At 61.3% G+C, this 16984-nt stretch carries 19 protein-coding genes and 2 tRNA genes; 11 read left to right on the top strand and 10 right to left on the bottom strand.

Going from position 1 to position 16984, the window contains the following annotated elements; translation table 11 throughout:
• Positions 1–5 precede the first annotated feature (5 nt).
• The 6 genes from GRI34_RS08435 to GRI34_RS08410 form a co-directional block, all read right to left on the bottom strand.
• Positions 6–524 carry a GNAT family N-acetyltransferase gene (locus GRI34_RS08435; protein ID WP_160595541.1) on the bottom strand — a complete coding sequence of 173 codons (519 nt, stop codon included), beginning with the start codon at positions 522–524 and terminating at the stop codon, positions 6–8.
• Positions 521–1618 (bottom strand): LPS export ABC transporter permease LptG, encoded by a 1098-nt coding sequence (gene lptG, locus GRI34_RS08430; RefSeq protein ID WP_160595540.1) that lies wholly within the window; start codon positions 1616–1618, stop codon positions 521–523. The genes GRI34_RS08435 and lptG overlap by 4 nt, the downstream gene beginning before the upstream one ends.
• A gap of 3 nt (positions 1619–1621) precedes the next feature.
• Entirely contained in the window at positions 1622–2857 is a 1236-nt protein-coding gene (locus GRI34_RS08425) for an LptF/LptG family permease (protein WP_160595539.1), read from the bottom strand.
• Positions 2858–2948: 91 nt separating this feature from the next.
• Complete coding sequence (gene clpS / locus GRI34_RS08420) at positions 2949–3314, bottom strand: ATP-dependent Clp protease adapter ClpS (protein WP_160595538.1); 366 nt, start codon at positions 3312–3314, stop codon at positions 2949–2951.
• A 208-nt stretch (positions 3315–3522) separates the two neighbouring features.
• Positions 3523–4350, bottom strand: a complete 828-nt coding sequence (locus tag GRI34_RS08415) for a phasin family protein (RefSeq protein ID WP_160595537.1) — start codon at positions 4348–4350, stop codon at positions 3523–3525.
• Between the two features lie 118 nt (positions 4351–4468).
• Positions 4469–6346 (bottom strand): PHA/PHB synthase family protein, encoded by a 1878-nt coding sequence (locus tag GRI34_RS08410; protein ID WP_160595536.1) that lies wholly within the window; start codon positions 6344–6346, stop codon positions 4469–4471.
• A 160-nt stretch (positions 6347–6506) separates the two neighbouring features.
• On the opposite strand from GRI34_RS08410, the gene GRI34_RS08405 reads away from it, so the two are divergent.
• The 3 genes from GRI34_RS08405 (at position 6507) to GRI34_RS08395 (ending at position 9242) form a co-directional block, all read left to right on the top strand.
• A complete protein-coding gene (locus tag GRI34_RS08405; protein ID WP_160595535.1) occupies positions 6507–7691 on the top strand; it encodes an LL-diaminopimelate aminotransferase in 1185 nt (394 codons plus the stop codon).
• Between the two features lie 74 nt (positions 7692–7765).
• Positions 7766–8470, top strand: a complete 705-nt coding sequence (locus tag GRI34_RS13430; RefSeq protein ID WP_325065204.1) for a winged helix-turn-helix domain-containing protein — start codon at positions 7766–7768, stop codon at positions 8468–8470.
• On the top strand, positions 8445–9242 hold the full coding sequence (locus tag GRI34_RS08395; protein WP_160595534.1) for a crotonase/enoyl-CoA hydratase family protein: 798 nt from the start codon (positions 8445–8447) through the stop codon (positions 9240–9242). Before GRI34_RS13430 ends, GRI34_RS08395 begins: the two co-directional genes overlap by 26 nt.
• Before the next feature lie 41 nt (positions 9243–9283).
• Here the strand turns inward: GRI34_RS08395 and GRI34_RS08390 are convergent, their stop codons facing one another.
• Positions 9284–9727 (bottom strand): MarR family winged helix-turn-helix transcriptional regulator, encoded by a 444-nt coding sequence (locus GRI34_RS08390; protein ID WP_160595533.1) that lies wholly within the window; start codon positions 9725–9727, stop codon positions 9284–9286.
• A 65-nt stretch (positions 9728–9792) separates the two neighbouring features.
• Between GRI34_RS08390 and GRI34_RS08385 the strand changes: the two genes are divergently transcribed.
• The 5 genes from GRI34_RS08385 to GRI34_RS08365 all read left to right on the top strand — a co-directional run bounded on the left by GRI34_RS08385 (position 9793) and on the right by GRI34_RS08365 (position 13042).
• Positions 9793–10197, top strand: coding sequence for a nuclear transport factor 2 family protein (locus GRI34_RS08385; protein ID WP_160595532.1), 405 nt, complete (start codon positions 9793–9795; stop codon positions 10195–10197).
• 91 nt (positions 10198–10288) lie between these two features.
• A complete protein-coding gene (locus GRI34_RS08380; RefSeq protein WP_160595531.1) occupies positions 10289–10885 on the top strand; it encodes a hypothetical protein in 597 nt (198 codons plus the stop codon).
• 453 nt (positions 10886–11338) lie between these two features.
• Positions 11339–11776, top strand: coding sequence for a hypothetical protein (locus GRI34_RS08375; RefSeq protein WP_160595530.1), 438 nt, complete (start codon positions 11339–11341; stop codon positions 11774–11776).
• Between the two features lie 131 nt (positions 11777–11907).
• Positions 11908–12327, top strand: a complete 420-nt coding sequence (locus GRI34_RS08370; RefSeq protein ID WP_160595529.1) for a hypothetical protein — start codon at positions 11908–11910, stop codon at positions 12325–12327.
• Between the two features lie 136 nt (positions 12328–12463).
• The gene (locus tag GRI34_RS08365) at positions 12464–13042 is read left to right on the top strand and encodes a hypothetical protein (RefSeq protein ID WP_160595528.1); all 579 of its coding nucleotides are present in this window, start codon (positions 12464–12466) and stop codon (positions 13040–13042) included.
• Between the two features lie 108 nt (positions 13043–13150).
• On the opposite strand, the gene GRI34_RS08360 is transcribed toward GRI34_RS08365, so the two are convergent.
• Positions 13151–13930, bottom strand: a complete 780-nt coding sequence (locus GRI34_RS08360) for an acyl-CoA thioesterase (protein ID WP_160595527.1) — start codon at positions 13928–13930, stop codon at positions 13151–13153.
• A gap of 129 nt (positions 13931–14059) precedes the next feature.
• Here GRI34_RS08360 and GRI34_RS08355 point away from each other — a divergent pair.
• Together GRI34_RS08355 and GRI34_RS08350 are read left to right on the top strand one after the other, a co-directional pair.
• Positions 14060–14133 (top strand) — tRNA-Cys (locus GRI34_RS08355).
• Positions 14134–14153: 20 nt separating this feature from the next.
• Positions 14154–14229 (top strand) — tRNA-Thr (locus GRI34_RS08350).
• 29 nt (positions 14230–14258) lie between these two features.
• On the opposite strand, the gene GRI34_RS08345 is transcribed toward GRI34_RS08350, so the two are convergent.
• Complete coding sequence (locus tag GRI34_RS08345; protein ID WP_234028182.1) at positions 14259–14981, bottom strand: Crp/Fnr family transcriptional regulator; 723 nt, start codon at positions 14979–14981, stop codon at positions 14259–14261.
• A 28-nt stretch (positions 14982–15009) separates the two neighbouring features.
• On the opposite strand from GRI34_RS08345, the gene GRI34_RS08340 reads away from it, so the two are divergent.
• Positions 15010–15978, top strand: coding sequence for a DUF1330 domain-containing protein (locus GRI34_RS08340; RefSeq protein ID WP_160595525.1), 969 nt, complete (start codon positions 15010–15012; stop codon positions 15976–15978).
• Positions 15979–16009: 31 nt separating this feature from the next.
• Here GRI34_RS08340 and GRI34_RS08335 read toward each other — a convergent pair whose 3' ends face one another.
• Positions 16010–16882 carry a LysR family transcriptional regulator gene (locus GRI34_RS08335; RefSeq protein WP_160595524.1) on the bottom strand — a complete coding sequence of 291 codons (873 nt, stop codon included), beginning with the start codon at positions 16880–16882 and terminating at the stop codon, positions 16010–16012.
• Positions 16883–16984 lie beyond the last annotated feature (102 nt).

Below are 16984 nucleotides of genomic sequence, written 5' to 3'. Positions count from 1 at the left end.
CGCCCTCAGGCTAAAAACCTGATCATCGCGCAGCGTCGCTCGCGCGGGAGGCCGTGCGCGACCTCCTGCTCGATATCGGCTTTCAAGCGCGGATGGGCATCAAGGTCCTCGACCGTCTCGAAGCCAAGCCGCGCATAGAAGGGCGCATTCCACGCGACGTCGGTAAAGGTCGTCAGCGTGAGCGCGGCAAACCCGCTGTTGAGCGCATCGACGCCGATGGCCCGCAGCAGCACCGCGCCGATCCCTTGCCCCTGCATGTCAGGATGGACCGAAAGCTCGCGGATGTGCAGTTCGCGGCGGTGCGGCTGGGTCGACAGGAAGCCGACGATGCGCCCGTCGCTTTCGGCCACCAGGCAGTGACCCTTGCGGATCATGGCGCGCTGCGCGTCCGTCGGGATCGCATTCATGCCCGCCACTCCAGACAGACCTTCGACTTCGAGGAACAGCTTGCCTGCCGCACGTTCGATTGACGGCAGGTGCTCGGCATCTTCCGGCTTTGCGAGCCGGATGCTCCAGCCGGTCATTCCTCGGTCCGGATCAGGACGGTTTCACCGATCAGGAGGAAAAGGAAGAAGGGCGCCCAGGCGGCAAGGAAGGGCGGATACCCGCCGAAATTGCCCATCGCCAGCGCGGCGTTGTCGACCACGAAATAGGCAAATCCCAGAGCCATGCCGATCAAGGCGCGCACGAAAAGCTGGCCCGATCGCGCCAGTCCGAAGGCGGCCACCGCGCCGAGGAGCGGCATGAGGAATGAAGACAGCGGGCCGGACAGCTTGTGCCACCACTTGGCGCGCATTTCGCCCGTACGCCTGCCGGCTTCCTCATATGCGTCGATGGTCGGGCCGAGCTCCCAGAAGGGCACGGCATCGGGATCGATCCGGGCAAGATCGATCTGGTCGGGGGTGAGGCCTTCACCCACCACGATCTCGTCACCCGTGGCGTAATTGGCCGTGGCCACTTCGAAGCGTTCGATGCCTTCCAGCTTCCAGCCCGGCGCCGCATACGTGGCGCGGTCTGCGACGATCTGTTCGAGGATCGCGCCTTCTGCGTTGCGGCGGTAGAAAGTGACCTTGCGCATGGCGATGGCATTGCCGCGTCCGGCCAGTTGAGCGGCGGTCATGACGTTTTCGCCATCGGTCAGGTAGACGTTGGCGCGCACGTTCGATTCTTCGGGAATGGGGCCGTATTCCGCCGCTTCCCACGCCTTGAGAGTCGCAGTCGCGCGCGTGACCAGACGCTCGTTGAAAACAAAGCTAAAGGCGGCGACGACCAGCGCCGTCAGTAGTAGCGGGGCAAGCACCTGGTGGGCGGACAATCCGGCCGCCTTCATCGCGATGACCTCGCTGTTCTGGTTGAGCGTGACCAGCGAGATGAGCGTTGCCAGCAGCACGGAATAGGGCAGAAAGCGCTGGATCAGCTGCGGTATCCTGAGGCTGGCATAGGTCAGCAATTCGCCCTGGCCGTTGCCCTCGACCGCCAGGATCTTGCCGCTATTCGACAGCAGGTCGAGCATCATCAGCACCAGCACCAGCATGACCAGCACCGCCAGGATTCGGACCACGAACAGTTTCGCGAGGTAGAGCGTCAGCGTGCGCGAGGGGAAGAAGTCGAGTTGCACAGATCAGCCCTCCGCCGCCAGATCGTCGTCCGTATGGACATGGTGTCGGCGCTTGCGCCTGAACAGCTTGCCGATCTTCTTGGAGATCTTGGCGAACCAGTTCTCCAGCGCGCCGATGGCCTGACCGCCCGGCACGAAAGCCACACGCCAGTACATCCATAATATCAGCGTGGCGAAGACCACGAATGGCCCCCACAAAGCCAGGATCGGATCGGCAAGGCCGAGTGCGGCAACATCCTCTCCGTACTGGTTTATCTTGTGATAGGCGACGACCATGATGATCGACAGGAAGACGCCCAGCGCGCTAGTCGATCGCTTGGGCGGTATGCCGAGTGCCACGGCGAGCAAGGGCATCAGCGCCATCATCACCACCTCGACCAGGCGGAAGTTGAAGCTGGCCTGGCTGGCGTCGCGTTTGTCTTCGGTCTGGTTGTCGGCCCAGCCGATGCGGAGCAGTTCTGGCAGGATGTATTCACGCTCGTCCTCTCCGCGCGCGCGAAATTCCTCGATTGCGGGCAGATCGATAGGCAGGTCGTGGCGGGTAAAGGTCAGGACGCGCGGCGTCTGGCCTCCGGTGTCTTGGACGATGGTGCCCTCGGTCAGGCGCAGGATGATCGTGTCGGGGTCGTCGGTCGTGGCGAGGAAAGAGCCTTCGCGCGCAGAGATCGAGAGCACCTGTCCCTTGTCGTTGGCGACACGCGCGAAAATGCCGATCAGGCGGCGGCCGTCGTCTTCGCTTTCCTCGATGCGCAGCGCCATGCGGTCGGCGAGCGTGGTGAACTCGCCCACCTTGATCGATGCCCCCAGAGCACCAGAGCGAAGCTCGTATTCGAGGCGTTCGTAAGTGAAGCGGCTGACGGGCTGGACGAAGAAGACCAGCGCCACGTTGATGGCCATGAAGACCATGGTGATGATGTAGGGCACCCGCAGCAGGCGGCCGTAGCTTAGGCCGACCGCGCGGAAGACGTCGAGCTCGCTCGTGGTGGCGAGCTTGCGGAAAGCGAGCAGGATGCCCAGCAGCAGGCCAAGCGGGATCGCAAGGCTGGCATATTCGGGAACGAGCGTCGCCAGCATCTTGAAGACGACGCCGATCGGCCCGCCTTCCACCGCCACGAAATCGAGCAGGCGCAGCATCTTGTCGAGAGTGAGCAGCGATGCCGCGAGGGCGAAGACGCCCAGCATAGGCACGATCACCAGCCGGAAGATGTAGCGGTCGATGGCGGGAAGGAAATTGAGCACGCGGTTTCCGGTTTCTTGGGCGTTGCGGGCGGCTCTAGCGAGAAATTACCCGCGCGTCATGCCCTACCGGAAATGAGGAAAGGAATGGCTGTCAGGCCTTTTCTAGCGTGCATTGCAGCGGGTGCTGGTTCTCGCGGGCGAAATCCATCACCTGGTTCACCTTGGTCTCGGCCACTTCATAGGGAAAGACGCCGCAGACGCCGACGCCCTTTTGGTGGACATGGAGCATGACGCGGGTCGCTTCTTCCATGTTCATGCGGAAGAAGCGCTTCAGCACGATGACGACGAACTCCATCGGCGTGTAATCGTCGTTCAGCAACAGGACCTTGTACTGGCTCGGCTTCTTGGGCTTGGCGCGGGTCTTGGTCGCGAGACCGGTCTGGCCTTCGCCCTCGCGGGTATCGTCGTCGTCGCCATTAGCGGCGCGGATAGCGGGGAGGGCGGTGTAGTCGGTCATCAGAAGCGGCAATATCGTATCGTTTCACCAAATCGCAAGGCGTCAGTCTCCCCGTGCGCCGTCGCGGGTTAAGAAAACGTCGAAACGCGCGCTTGCGGTACGAAAAAGGAAACGGGCCGAACGACAGTGATGTCGTCCGACCCGTCCTGTCCAACCACCGGGCGAGGGAGAGAGGAGAGAGAGCCCGGCGGATTGAAGTCAATTTGCCTTAGGCAGCCTTGCGGACCTTTTCGGCAGCGAGGCTGAAGCGGCTCGAAAGCGGAGCGAAAGCTTCGTTGGCCAGCTTGACCATGGCTTCGGTGTTCTTCGAAGTGGTCGAAACCATCGCGTCGAAGTTACGACGTGCGATTTCACCCTGGAGCTGGAAGAGTTCGGTCGGCGACTTGATCGCAGCGAACTTCTTCACGTCGCCCTGGACGGTTTCGGCAGCCGACTTGGCTTCTTCGACGTAGGTGCGGCCCATGTCCTGCATGCCATTGGCGAGGATCTTGCCCGAAGCGACGAGAGCTTCGAGGTTGCCCTTCTGGAATTCAACGACGTCCTGGGTCATTTCAGTACCCTTGTCGTAAGCGGCCTTCGCGCGGGTCTGCACGTCAGCAGCAACTTCCTTCGCCTTGGCGGTGTAGTCGGTGGTCTTTGCGTTCTTGGCAGTAGCCATGATGGTATCCTTCAACTTGGAAATCGGAGTGGTGGCGGTCGCGGGCTTCTTGGCTGCGGCCTTCTTCTTCGCAGGTGCTGCCTTCTTGGCAGCGACCTTCTTAGGAGCGGCCTTCTTCGCCGGTGCCTTCTTGGCAGCGACCTTCTTGGCCTTGGCCGGAGCGGCCTTCTTCTTTGCGACCGGCTTCTTCTTTGCAGGTGCGGCAACGGCCTTGGCGACCTTGTCGGCCTTGACCGGCGCGCTCGTGCCCGCTTCGACTGCCTTTTCGACGGCCTTCACGTTCACGTCGCCCTTGGCCGCGTCAGCAGCCTTCTTTTCCGCTGCGTCGGCAAATGCCTTCTCGGCAGCGGCGTCAATTTTGCTCTGGCTATCAGCCATGGGAAACCTCACTTTGTTGCAGTGCACAAAATAGGCATTGCAACTGCGAAGTCAAGGGCTTTTTGTGCAGTGCACAATAATCCGCGACGAGGCGTGTTTTCAGCAGGTTATACCGGGCTCAGCGGGTGGCCACGTAGCGTCCAGGCGCATTTTCTATGACCTTGTCGCCCTTTCCGCCCGGCTTTCGCTTGCCGGTCGCGGGCACGGTTTCGCCGTCCTGTTCGCGCAGCCAGTCGATCCAGTCCGGCCACCAGCTTCCCGGATGCTCTTCCGCTCCTTCGCGGAATTCGGCGAGGCTGCGCGGTGAGCCGGCATTGGTCCAGTACTGGTACTTGCCGGAGGAGGGGGGATTGACCACGCCTGCGATATGGCCCGATCCGGCCAGCACGAAGCGCAAGGGACCGCCGAAATGTTCGGTGATCCGCCAGACGCTTTCGGCCGGCGCGATATGGTCTTCCTTGCCCGCCTGCACATAGGTGGGGGTGTTCACCCTGCCGAGGTCGACCGGCGTATTGTCGACCGTCAGCGCGTCGCCTTCGACCAGCCGGTTGTCGCGATAGAGGTCGCGCAAATATTGCTGGTGCCACTTGGCGGGAAGGTTGGTGACGTCCCCGTTCCAGTGCAGCAGGTCGAAAGCGGGGTAGTCCTCGCCCAGCAGGTAGTTGTTGACCACGTAATTCCAGATCAGGTCCGTGCCGCGCAGCAGGTTGAAGGTCGCGGCCATGTAGCGCCCGTCCAGATAGCCGTCGGGCGACAGGCCCTTGATCGCGGCCAGCTGCTGGTCGTCGATGAAATTGAGCAGCTCCCCCGCTTTTTCGAAATCGACCTGGGCGGTGAAGAAGGTCGCGCTCCTGACCTTGTCCTCTTGCTCGCGACGGTGGAGGATCGCCAGCGTGGCGGCCAGCGTGGTTCCGGCCACGCAATAGCCGATCGCATGAACGCTCGCCACGTCCAGCCGCTCGCGCACATGGTCGATCGCGTCGATCTGTGCGCGCACGTAGTCGTCCCAGATCACGTCCTTCATGCTGGCGTCGGCCGATTTCCAGCTGACCATGAAAACGGTCACGCCCTGGTCGACGGCCCATTTCACGAAGCTCTTCTTCGCGTTGAGATCGAGGATGTAAAAGCGGTTGATCCACGGCGGGAAGATGATGAGCGGCGTTTCCATGACCTTGTCGGTCGTGGGCGAATACTGGATCAGCTGGTAGAGCGGGGTCTCGTGCACCACCTTGCCGGGCGTGGTGGCGATATTCTCGCCCAGGGTGAACGCGTTCGCATCGGTATGCGACAGCTGGCCCCGGCGCATGTCGGCCAGCATGTGCTCCATGCCTTTGACGAGGTTGTCGCCGCGGGTTTCCAGCGTGCGCTCCATCACCACCGGATTGAGCAGCGGGAAATTCGCAGGGCTCGCCGCTTCGGTGATTGCCTTGGTGGTGAAGCGCAATTGCTCGCGCTGCTGCGGATTGAGATTGTCCGCCTTCTCGACCATTTCCGCAACGCGTTCGGCCAGGAAAAGATAGGTCTGGTGGATCAGGGCGTAGGCGGGATGGGCGCGCCATTTCTCGTCGGCGAAGCGGCGATCCTTGCGCGGCAGTTCGACCTCGCCGCCGTGCTTTTCCGATGCCTTGGGGCCGAGGCCGTACTGGCCCAGCACGTCTTCCCACAGGCGCATGCCCTCTTCCATCAGGGCTTTCTGCTGTTCCGCCTGCGCCAGCGGCATCTTCTGGTACCAGTCGGTCGCCAGCGCCATCCAGCGCGCAGGATCGAAATAGGGCACGAGCGCCTGAGGGTTGGACAATTGTTCCGACTGGTACTGCAGCCACATGGCCTGCAGCTTGGCCCCGACCTCTGCCCAATGCTTTGCGTCTTCGGGCGATACCGCGCCGTCGATCCCCTTGGCCGCATCCATCGTTCCCATCATCGGCGCGAACATGGCGCGCATCAGCTTGGCGGGGCCTTCGTACATATTGGTGAAGGGATCGGGCGTATCGGTCATGGCAATCCTCTGGCGTCGAAGCGCGTCTTTAGTCACTTACACGATAATTCGCACACTTGTGATAGCGAGCGGCTTTGCGCTTGCATCTTGAATAGGTAATCAATGTGACGACGCAAATCACTTTCGGCCAGCATTAAGGCCGGCGTCGCAGGAGCAATGAATGTCCGACGAATTCTACCGCATCAAACGTATGCCGCCCTATGTCATCGCAGAGGTCAATGCGATGCGCCACGCGGCACGTCAGGCGGGTCGCGACATCATCGACCTCGGCATGGGCAATCCCGACCAGCCGCCGCCGCAGCACGTAATCGACAAGCTGTGCGAAGTCGCGGCCAAGCCCGATGCGCACGGCTATTCGCAGTCCAAGGGCATTCCCGGTCTGCGCCGCGCCCAGGCGAATTACTACCAGCGCCGTTTCGGGGTGGAACTCGATCCCGAACGGGAGGTGGTCGTCACCATGGGCTCGAAAGAGGGCCTGTCCTCGATGGCGACCGCGATCAGCGCCCCGGGCGACGTGATCCTCGCGCCTAGTCCTGCCTACCCGATCCATACCTATGGCTTCATGATCGCAGGGGCCACGATCCGCAGCGTGCCGACGACGCCGGACGAGAATTACTGGCGCGCGCTCGACAATGCGATGGCCTATACCGTGCCGCGTCCGACTGTGCTTGTGTGCAACTATCCCAGCAACCCGACGGCCGAGACCGTCGACCTCGAATTCTACGAACGGCTGGTGGCCTGGGCCAAGAAGAACGAAGTCTGGGTGCTGTCCGACCTCGCCTATTCGGAACTGTATTACGACGGCAAGCCGACGCGCTCGATCCTGGAAGTGCCGGGTGCCAAGGATGTCGCAGTGGAATTCACTTCGATGTCGAAAACCTTCTCCATGGCGGGCTGGCGGATCGGTTTCTGCGTCGGCAACCAGAAACTGATCGCGGCGCTAACCCGTGTCAAAAGCTATCTCGACTATGGCGCTTTCACGCCGGTGCAGGCGGCTGCCTGTGCTGCGCTCAACGGGCCGGAAGACGTGATCGCCCAGAACCGCGCGCGCTATCAGGCTCGCCGCGATGTCATGGTCGAAAGCTTCACCCGGGCGGGCTGGGAAATCCCGACCCCGCCTGCCAGCATGTTCACCTGGGCCAAGCTGCCGCCCGGTTTCGAACACATGGGCAGCCTCGAGTTTTCGAAGCAGCTCCTCCAGCATGCCGAAGTGGCCGTCGCGGCCGGCGTGGGCTTCGGCGAGGAGGGCGAGGGATACGTCCGCATCGCCATGGTCGAGAACGAGCAGCGCATCCGGCAGGCGGCGCGCAACGTAAAGCGATTCCTGGCCGAACACGCCCGCTAGGTATTCGTCCGGATTGGTCCGGAGATAAACCTTTCATATTGGGTAAGTCGACGGGAGGCCTTAGGAGACAGGCCGTGTCGCAACTCAATTTCACCTGGCTGTCCATGTCGACCTGTCCGCCCGGTAGGTGGGACCTGCGCCTGCTCGACTGGCGAATCGGAGGACGGTGTCCCGACTGGAAATTCGTCGCGGACAGGAAATGCGCCGTCATCGTCGGGGCTGACGATGCCGACACCCGCGCGGGTCTCCTCGAGCAAGGTTTCGCAGACGCCCTGTCGAGCCAGGTCGCGATGGTCGAACTTGGCGCGCGCATGCTCAAGCTCGAAGGGCTGGGAGAGATGATCCCGCAATACCGGATCATCGGCCCCGTCCGGCTCGACCTGTTCTATCGCGATGCCTATGTGGACGGCCGCTGGATCGGGCTGCACCCGCGCGAATTCGCGCTGATGTGGCGGCTGGCCGCGGATCCGGGGCAAAGGGTCGACAAGCCGGCCTTGCTGAAGGACGTCTGGCGCCTGCGCCACGAACCCGAGACCAACTCGCTTGAGGTGCACGTGTCGCGCCTCAGGGCCAAGCTGGCCGTCTCGGGCCTAGGCTGGCTGGTCCAGACGCATCCCGACGGCGGGTATTTCATCTGCACGGAAGCGCGCTCCACCTTTCCCGCTTTCGCCCGCGAGCGCAGGTCCATGCTGGACAGCGCAACCACCATGTCGCAAGGTCGCCGCTCCAATCAGCCAAACCTTGCGGAGTGTCATGTCCAGCGAACGCGTAACGATTGAACTCGCCGATAACGGCGTTGCCCAGGTCCGCCTGAACCGTCCGGACAAGATGAATGCGCTGGACCCGGCGATGTTCGAAGCGATCATCGCCGCGGGCGAGGAATTGCGCACGATGAAGGGCCTGCGCGCTGTCGTTCTGGCAGGCGAAGGCCGCAGCTTTTGCGCCGGTCTCGACGTGTCGAGCTTCACCGCTGCGCCCGATGGGGAACGCAAGCCCCTGACCGAGCGCACGCATGGCAATGCGAACACCTTCCAGGAAGTGGCCATGACCTGGCGCAAGTGCCCGGTGCCGGTAATCGCGGCCGTGCACGGCGTATGCTTTGGCGGCGGCATGCAGATCGCAAGCGGAGCGGACATCCGCGTTGTCCACCCCGCCAGCCGCATGGCGATCATGGAAATGAAATGGGGTCTTGTGCCCGACATGGGCGGCTATCACCTGTGGCGCGGCCTCGTGCGCGACGACGTGTTGCGCGAACTGGTCTACACCAACCGCGAATTCACCGGCGAGGAGGCGCAAGGATACGGCCTCGCCACCTTCGTCAGCGAAGATCCGCTCGGCAAGGCCAACGACATCGCCAACGAAATCGCCAATCGCAATCCCGAGGCCATCCGCGGCGCCAAGCGCCTGTCCGAGGCAATGCTGGAAAAATCGGGCGACGACATCCTGATGGAAGAAAGCGTCGAACAGGCCGCCATCATGCGCAAGCCGAACCAGGCCGAGGCGGTGATGGCGGGAATGCAGAAACGGCCCGCAAAGTTTACCGACGTGTAAGGGGTGAGGCTGGCCCACCCATTGCTGTTCAGCGACCCGGGTTAGCCCTCTTCGCCGAAATTCCAGCAATGCAGGTCTGCCAGCAATATGCGCAGGCTTTCCAGCTTTGCGTTTCCGAACTCGCTGGCGAACCGGGTTTCGAGAGCGAGGCTCGATTCTACCAGTGCCTGTGACGCAGCCTGCCCCCGATCGGTGAGAGCGACCAATCGCGCCCGCCCGTCTGCCGGATCCTCGCGGATTTCCGCCAGGCCCTTATGCTCGAGCTGGCGGACTAGATAGGTCATGCTCTGCTTGGTAATCCGGGCACGCTCGGCGAGGTCTACGATCCGCGTGCCCCCTTCATCGATATGACGGAAAACCGGCGAGTGCGAGGGCCTGACTTCCGGAAATCCCCGGTCCGCGAGATCGGCATAAGTCAGCCTTTGCCAGAGGCCATATGACTGGCTGAGCAGGCGACCAATGCGGGGTTTCAAAACATCACTCATATGTCACACTTGCCATTAGACAGACATTCTGTCTATTATCTCCGGCAACAAACTGGGGACAGGGCATGGCGACGATCGAACAGAACCTGGCGACGGTGGCAGCGCATATCGAGAACGAGGCGCGCGACCCGGCGGCGATCCTGTCGCTCTATACCGACGACATCGTCCAGGAATTTCCCACGCGCGGGCTGCGCTTCGAAGGCAAGGCTGCGATCGAGGCGAATTATCGCCGCATGTTCGAAGCCATCGAGGACGTCGAACTGATCCCCTTCGAACGGTTCGCCACCGAAGATCGCGTGGTCGACGACATGCTCGTCCACTGCACGCTTGCAGGCGAAGGGATGGACGGGGCGCCGGTCCCCATCGGCAGCCCGGTCGCGCTGCGGCTCGTCCACGTGTTCCACATGCGCGACGGCCTCATATCGCGGGAGATCGTCCACGAGAACTGGCAGGTGCGATCGGCCGGATAAACGCCGAAGCTGCCAGTCGCATCATCGCGAATCGGAGAACAAGACCAAAGAAGAACGGGCGCGCAACCTGACCACAAATGGGAAGATCGAAATGACCAAATCACTCAAGCTATGCGCCCTGATGTCCGTCGCCCTTGCGACAAACGCTCTTGCCGAAGTGCCGCGCGACCAGCCCGACCAGTCTCTCCAGCAACTGGCTCGGCAGCTCGAACCCTACAAAAGCGTCGAATACGCCATGGACCAGGGGTATATCAAAACCTCTGCCTGCGAAGTTCACCCGACGCTGGGCGCGATGGGCTTCCACTATGTCCGCCCGGACCTTCTCGGCCTGACCCCGCCCGTGGACGGGCGCGTGAACGGCACCGGCACCTACACCGGCGTCAATCCTCCGCCCATCCTCCTCTACGCACCCGATGGCCACGGCGGCGAAAAGCTGGTCGGCATAGAACTGCTGGTTTTTGCCGAGGCATGGCATGCCGAAACCAAGCAGGCGCCGAAATTCCGCGGCCGCGAATACGACTACATGGCCGACGATCCGGCAACACCGCAGGACGAAGCCCATGGCTTCATGCCGCACTACGACCTGCATATCTGGCTATACGAAAGCAATCCGAGCGGGATGTATGCGCAGTGGAACCCGGACCTCGACTGCAAAAACCTCGGCATCGTCCACTTCGACGATCACTGAGCCCGCAGGCGAAGCCCGTCCCTCCGCCGCGGTGGGCGGACGGGCAGCTAGCGACCCGATTGCGGCCGTTCAGTTGGAGTAATTCAAAATTAGGCTGGCGACAGCAGTGACCACGATCACGCTCCCAATAATGCGGCTCCATCCGCCGCGAGTTGGGTATGCCTCAAGTGCGCGTCGCTCCTCGAAGAATGCCTCCGGAGCGCCTGCCTTTAGTGCTTGAAGTCGCCTTGTCGATCGCCGGTCCCTCCATTGGGGAAAGATCAAGAACAGCGAGCCAGTTGCTATAAGGAACAGTTCGAACATGATGGTGAACATAACACTGAGTGGAAAATGCGCAATTTCCGCTCTCCACCCCATCTGGTGACGCTTCCACCGAGCTAATGATGTGCCAGGAGCAGACAGTCGGCTTTCGACCCGATTGCGGACGTGCCGAGTCCTTGGCACATTCTGCGAATGTCCGGGCCGCAAAATCAAGTTCTGAAATGGGAGCCACTTCCCGATCTACCGCAGCTGCCGCTGAGTTTCGTGAGCGGTTCATTCGATGGCGACCGCCTCAAAGTAGAAGCGATGTTTGCATATGGTGCGGAGCGAACCAGCGTCTTAATTGAGTTTGGAGCGGTTGAAGCTCATGAAGTTTGTGAAGAGTTTTCCGATTGGCTTCTCACGATCGACTCGCCACTCCCGCGTCTCGCCAATCCAAAATTGCCCACCTACACATGGCCATTCCTGGAGGTGCGAAACTCATCTTGGGTCGCCGAAAAGATTTCGCGCAATGGTGCTATAGACGAACATGATTGGAAGCACTTGGTGGTTCTGACTCTTGATCGGACATTGCATGTGATGATCGCCGGAGAAGTTGAGTCCGCAGCTATTCAAAACGAACAGGGTTGACCGCTTTCCACCCATCTGAAGCCGCATTCACCGAGTTGGCTGTGCGCCAGGAACAGAGTTTCTGCTAACGACCCGATTGCGGACATTCGTGTCGCGCGTTAGTTTTGCTCCGCGATAGCAGGAGGGGCACAATGCACGTCGGTGGCTGGGCGAAATCAATCTTTAGGATTGCATACGGAGCATTCTTTGCATTTGTCGGCCTGTACGGCAGCTATTCACTTCTTTCGGGGGGCGGTAACCCCTTCGATGTGAAGCCCGGACCCGGCGCCGATTTTCAAAGGGCTTTGGAAGAAACAGGATTTGTAGTTCCTGTGATGCTGGCGTGCTTTATCATCGGCGGGTCCGCTCTGTTTTTCAATCGCACAGCTCCACTGGGGATTGTACTTCTTGCCCCCTTTGTCGTGGTGATATTCGGCTATCACGTGTTGCTCGGGGGGAGCGTGGCTTGGGCCGTGTTCTGGGCGGGTGGACTTCTCTTCCTTGCTTACGTGTTTCGAGCCCGGCTGGGCGTTCTAGCGGGTTTCTCATCGGGCAAGGACAACGGCAGCTAACCACCCATTCCCGGACGTTCCCGTGTTTTATAGATTGCTGCGATAGCGGACATCGATTTTCCAACCGGCAGCGATGAAAATCTCTCGGAAACCTAGCTCCTTTCCTACTCGCGCGGAATTTGCCTTATCCTGGTGAATGAACAAGCATCAGCCCATCGCATCGCTCGTGCCGGCAGGCAAAGCCTTCGCCGAGCCCGGACCTTCCTCCCCTGTTATCGAGACCCAGCGCCACGACGGCTGGACGCCCGCGCGGCAGGCGGCGTTCCTGCGCGAACTGGCGGCGACGCATAATGTCACTGCCGCTGCGCAAGCGGTAGGGATGAGCCGCCAGTCCGCCTACAAACTGCGGGCGCGCCTGCGCGGACAGCCGTTCGACAAGGGGTGGGAAGCCGCCTTCGTCCAGCGTTTCGACGTGCTTGCCGAAGCCGCGCTCGACCGTGCGCTGAACGGCGTGGAAGTGCCGCATTACCACAAGGGCGAGCTGATCGGCACGTCGCGCCGTTTCGACGAGCGGCTGACGCTGGGGCTGCTCGCCATGCGGTCCCACTTCGTGCGCCGGCCGGAGTGGGCCGACCATCCCGCCTATGCCTACGAACCCGACGAAGTGCGTGAGCTTGCCGACCGGGTAGAGCATGGCCCGGAAAACTGGCTCGAGGACGCCGATGCAGAACTCGAGTTGCGGTATGAGGAGGATGGGGAGGCAGGCGCCGAATGAGGCGAGTGAAAACGGGCCGCGCAGGTGTCACCCTGTCCTGCATCCGGTTATCGCCCTGTTTTCAGTGTCTTGAGGTGCAAAACCGAAAGCGACACTGTGTCGCCTTCGTCACCCGAAGATGGCGACGCTCTGCATTCCGTCGAGCACCTGCTTGCCGTCCGCATTCCACAGGCGCAGCCGTTCCGACGAATAGCCGTCGTCGGCGTGCTGGCTGGCGTTTTCGGACAGCCACCAGCCATCGCGCGTCGTCGGCGCAGGCTCCAGCAGGTTGAAGGACCAGTTGATCGAACTGATCGGGCCCTGGCGCTTCATTGCGCGCATGGCGCCGGGCGGCATGACATCGCCAAGCAGGATAAGCTCGCTCAACGGGTCGAGGCCCTCGCGGTCTTCCAGCCGCGCCCAGCGGCGCACCACTGGATCGCCGGGCCCGCGGATGTCCTGCGCGCGGCGGATTTCGAAATTGTGCTGGATGAAGGCGGGGCCCTTGCCCTTCATCGCGGTCTCCGCTTCCTCGGGTGGTCCAGGCCAGTCGGCGACCGGTGCGGCCGGGTGGGTCGCATTGGCCTCGCGCGATGTGCCGAAGAGCCAGAAGGCGGTAAGGGTGCACTTGCCCTCGCACCAGATCTCGCTGCGTACCTGCGCAACGTTGCGGCCCTGGCGCACGATCTCGCGGCGCAATTCAGCCTCGGGCGCAGTCGGGGCGACGAAGGCAACCTGTGCGGCGCGCAAGGGGGGCAGGTCGGGAAACGCACGGACCGCGGCCGTGTAAGCGATCAGCGCCGAGGCTCCGCCGTACAGCGTGCGGCCCTGCAACCAGTGGTCGAGGTTGTCGAAGCGGGTGTGACCGCCATCGGGAGTGATCGGGTCGATCAGGCTGGCAATGCTCATGCACGCTTCATTGCCGCTGGCCGCGCCTGCGTCCAGACTGACGTTACGGAAGGCCGTTCGCGCAAAGCCGATTGCAAAGGCTGCATAGAATCGCTAGTGGGCCGCTTCCCGTTCCGAGAGGTCGGGCGAGGCCCGATGGCGGAGTGGTTACGCAGAGGACTGCAAATCCTTGCACGCCGGTTCGATTCCGGCTCGGGCCTCCACTTCTCTTCGATGAGAATGTGCCGCTTTAGCTCAGTTGGTAGAGCACATCATTCGTAATGATGGGGTCACGTGTTCGAGTCACGTAAGCGGCACCACCGCCTTCGGAAAAAGCTGCAATCCCTGCCTATTGGGCCAGTTCCTCCAGCCGTTCGCGTTGCTGGATGACGGCTTCGCGGCGTGACGGGAGATCGATCAGGCCCTGCTTGCGGAATTTCGTGAACTGGCGACTGACGGTTTCGATGGTCAGGCCGAGGACATCGGCGATCTGTTGCCGCGACAGAGGCAATTCGAAGGCGTCCGCGCTCTGTTCGAATGGCGCGCAGCCTTTCGGGGCGAGCCGTTCGGACATGTCGAGCAGGAAGGTGGCCAGTTTCTGTTCTGCGTTCATCCGGCCGAGCAGGAGCATCCAGCGCCGGGTTCGGTCCAGTTCCGAAAGGGTGCGTTCGAGAAGTTTGTGTTCGAGCTTGGGATGCTCTCTCGCGAAACGGTCGAAATCCGCGCGCTGAAAGGTACACACCAGTGCGGGCGTCAGTGCTTCGACGCCATAGGGCGTCGAGCTGCCGAACGGCCTGCCCATGAAGTCGCTGGGGTAAGCGAGTCCGAGGATCTGCTCTTTGCCGTCGCTCGTCTGGGTCGACAGCTTAAGCAATCCTTCGATAACGTTGGCGACAACGATCGCCTCGTCGCCTTCCCAGAACAATTGTTCGCCCGCTTCGAGATGGCGACGGCGGCCGATCGAATTGAGGATGCTAATTTCATCGTTGTCCAAGTCCGCGCAAATCGCGCGATTGCGCACTGCGCAGGCCTGGCAGAAATTGAGGGCAGCTTCGGATTGGATGCTTTCCATCGGTACTCGATACCCGTCCCCAGCGAACATGCCAAGGAGCGACACTTCATTGGGCTGGAGTTTTGCCAGCGCTCTAATTGCTTATCGATGCGATGAGCGTCTGGTGGTGCAGAATCTAACCAGGCGCTCGCTAAATCGATCCACCACGACAGGGCTCAGCTGCGTTAGTCATCGGACAGATTTTAAGACGGAGTCCGAGATGAACAGCCCCACTTCCTTGTTTAAGGCGTTTACGACAACGGCAGCGATCGCCTTGATCGCGGGATGCACTTCGCTGCAGGCGCACGAGACTGCGAAGCCCTCAGAAAAAGCGGTTTCCGTCAAAGCTGATGAGTACAAGAGCGTTACCATCGACTTGCCCGCCGGCGCGCTGTTTTCCGTTATCGGCTTTGACTACATGCGCACCGACGAAGCCATGCGGGCGCGGGCCGACTTCCAGTCCTCTGCCATTCCGATAGCCGTAGAAAATGGCTTTACCCGCCACGGGGCGCTCATGGTCGACGGCCTAAGCTTCGGGGCATTTAGTCCGCAGGGCTTTCTTTTGACCAGCTGGCCAAGCCAGGAAGCATTCGACCGCTTCGAAAGCGATCCGCGGTGGCCCGAATACAGCGAGCTGCGGCGCTCGATCTGGAACGACATCCGCTATTACCGCGATGTCCAGGAGGAAGGCCTCTCGCTCACCTTGCGGAGCGACAAGTTCTACACCCTAGCGATTGCCTATACTGATCCGGAGAATGCAGCGGATTATCAGGAGTACCTCGCCCGCCTGGAAGACGAAGTGGCAAAGCAAGGCGGCAAATTCATCCTGAAGCTGTTCGATCCGAACCTTGAATCCCTGTCGAACGCGAAATCGCCGGATCAGCTGACCTTTATCGAATGGAACGACGCTGAAGGGGCAAGCCGGCTCTTGCGGTCTGATGCATACGAAGCGGCCAAGCATCTGGGCGCATCCGGAACAACAGATCTGTCCTTCTACCTCCTTCGACCGTCTCTCTGACCACCGGACCTATACCTCTTGCTTCAAGGCCTTAGCGCTGCTCGCCTTGGAGCAAGGGGCGATAGGAGTTCATGACATTCGAGAAATAGGCGAGGGCGGCCTTCGCTCGCGAGGTGCCTGCAAAATCAGGATGGCAAAGGAGCCAAAAGGTTTCTGCCTCTATGACCGGCGCACCCGGAAGCCTCACGAGATCGGGATCCCTGTCAGCCATGAAGCAAGCCGCCCGGCCCATCCCGAGCCCTTCCTTGAGAGCCGTGAACCGGCCCGCAATGGTTGTGATCCTCATGCCGATGGCGGCATCGGGGAAAGGTGACTGTTCGAGCCAAGAGGCCCACCGCACATCTCCGTCCGGCGGAGCGATCCAGCGCAGATCCGCAGCGCTCGTATTCGCGAGGTAGTCCTTATGAGCGTACAGCGAGAGCGAGTAAGGAAAGAGACGGCGGCCCACCCAATGGTCGGGCGGACTGTCCGAGCCGCGCAGCACCATATCCGCCTCTGCCCGGTCAAGATCCACGAACCTGTCAGTTGAATCGACGGTCAGCTCTATTTCGGGATGTTGCTCGCCGAACTTTGCCAGGTCGCCAATCAGCAAATGCTGGAGCATCAGGGATGGCACGGAAATGGAAAGAGGGCCTGAAAGCGATTGCTCGGACGCCCGCTGCTTGCGCACCGCCTCATCGCTGATCTGTTCCATTTTCATCGCTGCCTCGACCACGCTCTGACCCGTATTGGTCGGCCAGAAGCCAGTGTTCGAGCGGTGAAGCAAAGGCCCCATTGGCCCATTATTCAGCTGCGCCAATCTTCGTGAAACCGTTGCATGGTTGACGCCCAGCATCCGTGCCGCGCCGCGGATTGATTTCTCACGGGCTACCGTCAGGACGAGTTGATAGTCGCTCCATTCCATCGGTGCGTATTTGCACCAATTAACGCGCATATCAATCCACGACGTTGCACAAGCGCTCCGCCAAAACTCCCATCATTCAAACGGAGTGTGGGATGTCATCGA

The organism is Qipengyuania aquimaris, from assembly GCF_009827445.1.
GTDB classification, from domain to species: Bacteria; Pseudomonadota; Alphaproteobacteria; order Sphingomonadales; family Sphingomonadaceae; genus Qipengyuania; species Qipengyuania aquimaris.
This window is presented reverse-complemented; position numbering and strand designations above follow the sequence as displayed.

Coding starts and splice junctions, on each gene's coding strand:
- GRI34_RS08365 (WP_160595528.1), top strand. CDS start 12,464: ATGAACAAGCATCAGCCCATCGCATCGCTCGTGCCGGCAGGCAAAGCC.
- GRI34_RS08345 (WP_234028182.1), bottom strand. CDS start 14,981: ATGGAAAGCATCCAATCCGAAGCTGCCCTCAATTTCTGCCAGGCCTGC.
- clpS (WP_160595538.1), bottom strand. CDS start 3,314: ATGACCGACTACACCGCCCTCCCCGCTATCCGCGCCGCTAATGGCGAC.
- GRI34_RS08390 (WP_160595533.1), bottom strand. CDS start 9,727: ATGAGTGATGTTTTGAAACCCCGCATTGGTCGCCTGCTCAGCCAGTCA.
- GRI34_RS08335 (WP_160595524.1), bottom strand. CDS start 16,882: ATGGAATGGAGCGACTATCAACTCGTCCTGACGGTAGCCCGTGAGAAA.
- GRI34_RS08415 (WP_160595537.1), bottom strand. CDS start 4,350: ATGGCTGATAGCCAGAGCAAAATTGACGCCGCTGCCGAGAAGGCATTT.
- GRI34_RS08385 (WP_160595532.1), top strand. CDS start 9,793: ATGGCGACGATCGAACAGAACCTGGCGACGGTGGCAGCGCATATCGAG.
- GRI34_RS08360 (WP_160595527.1), bottom strand. CDS start 13,930: ATGAGCATTGCCAGCCTGATCGACCCGATCACTCCCGATGGCGGTCAC.
- GRI34_RS08370 (WP_160595529.1), top strand. CDS start 11,908: ATGCACGTCGGTGGCTGGGCGAAATCAATCTTTAGGATTGCATACGGA.
- GRI34_RS08410 (WP_160595536.1), bottom strand. CDS start 6,346: ATGACCGATACGCCCGATCCCTTCACCAATATGTACGAAGGCCCCGCC.
- GRI34_RS08380 (WP_160595531.1), top strand. CDS start 10,289: ATGACCAAATCACTCAAGCTATGCGCCCTGATGTCCGTCGCCCTTGCG.
- GRI34_RS08340 (WP_160595525.1), top strand. CDS start 15,010: ATGCCAAGGAGCGACACTTCATTGGGCTGGAGTTTTGCCAGCGCTCTA.
- GRI34_RS08435 (WP_160595541.1), bottom strand. CDS start 524: ATGACCGGCTGGAGCATCCGGCTCGCAAAGCCGGAAGATGCCGAGCAC.
- GRI34_RS08405 (WP_160595535.1), top strand. CDS start 6,507: ATGTCCGACGAATTCTACCGCATCAAACGTATGCCGCCCTATGTCATC.
- GRI34_RS08375 (WP_160595530.1), top strand. CDS start 11,339: ATGTCCGGGCCGCAAAATCAAGTTCTGAAATGGGAGCCACTTCCCGAT.
- GRI34_RS08395 (WP_160595534.1), top strand. CDS start 8,445: ATGTCCAGCGAACGCGTAACGATTGAACTCGCCGATAACGGCGTTGCC.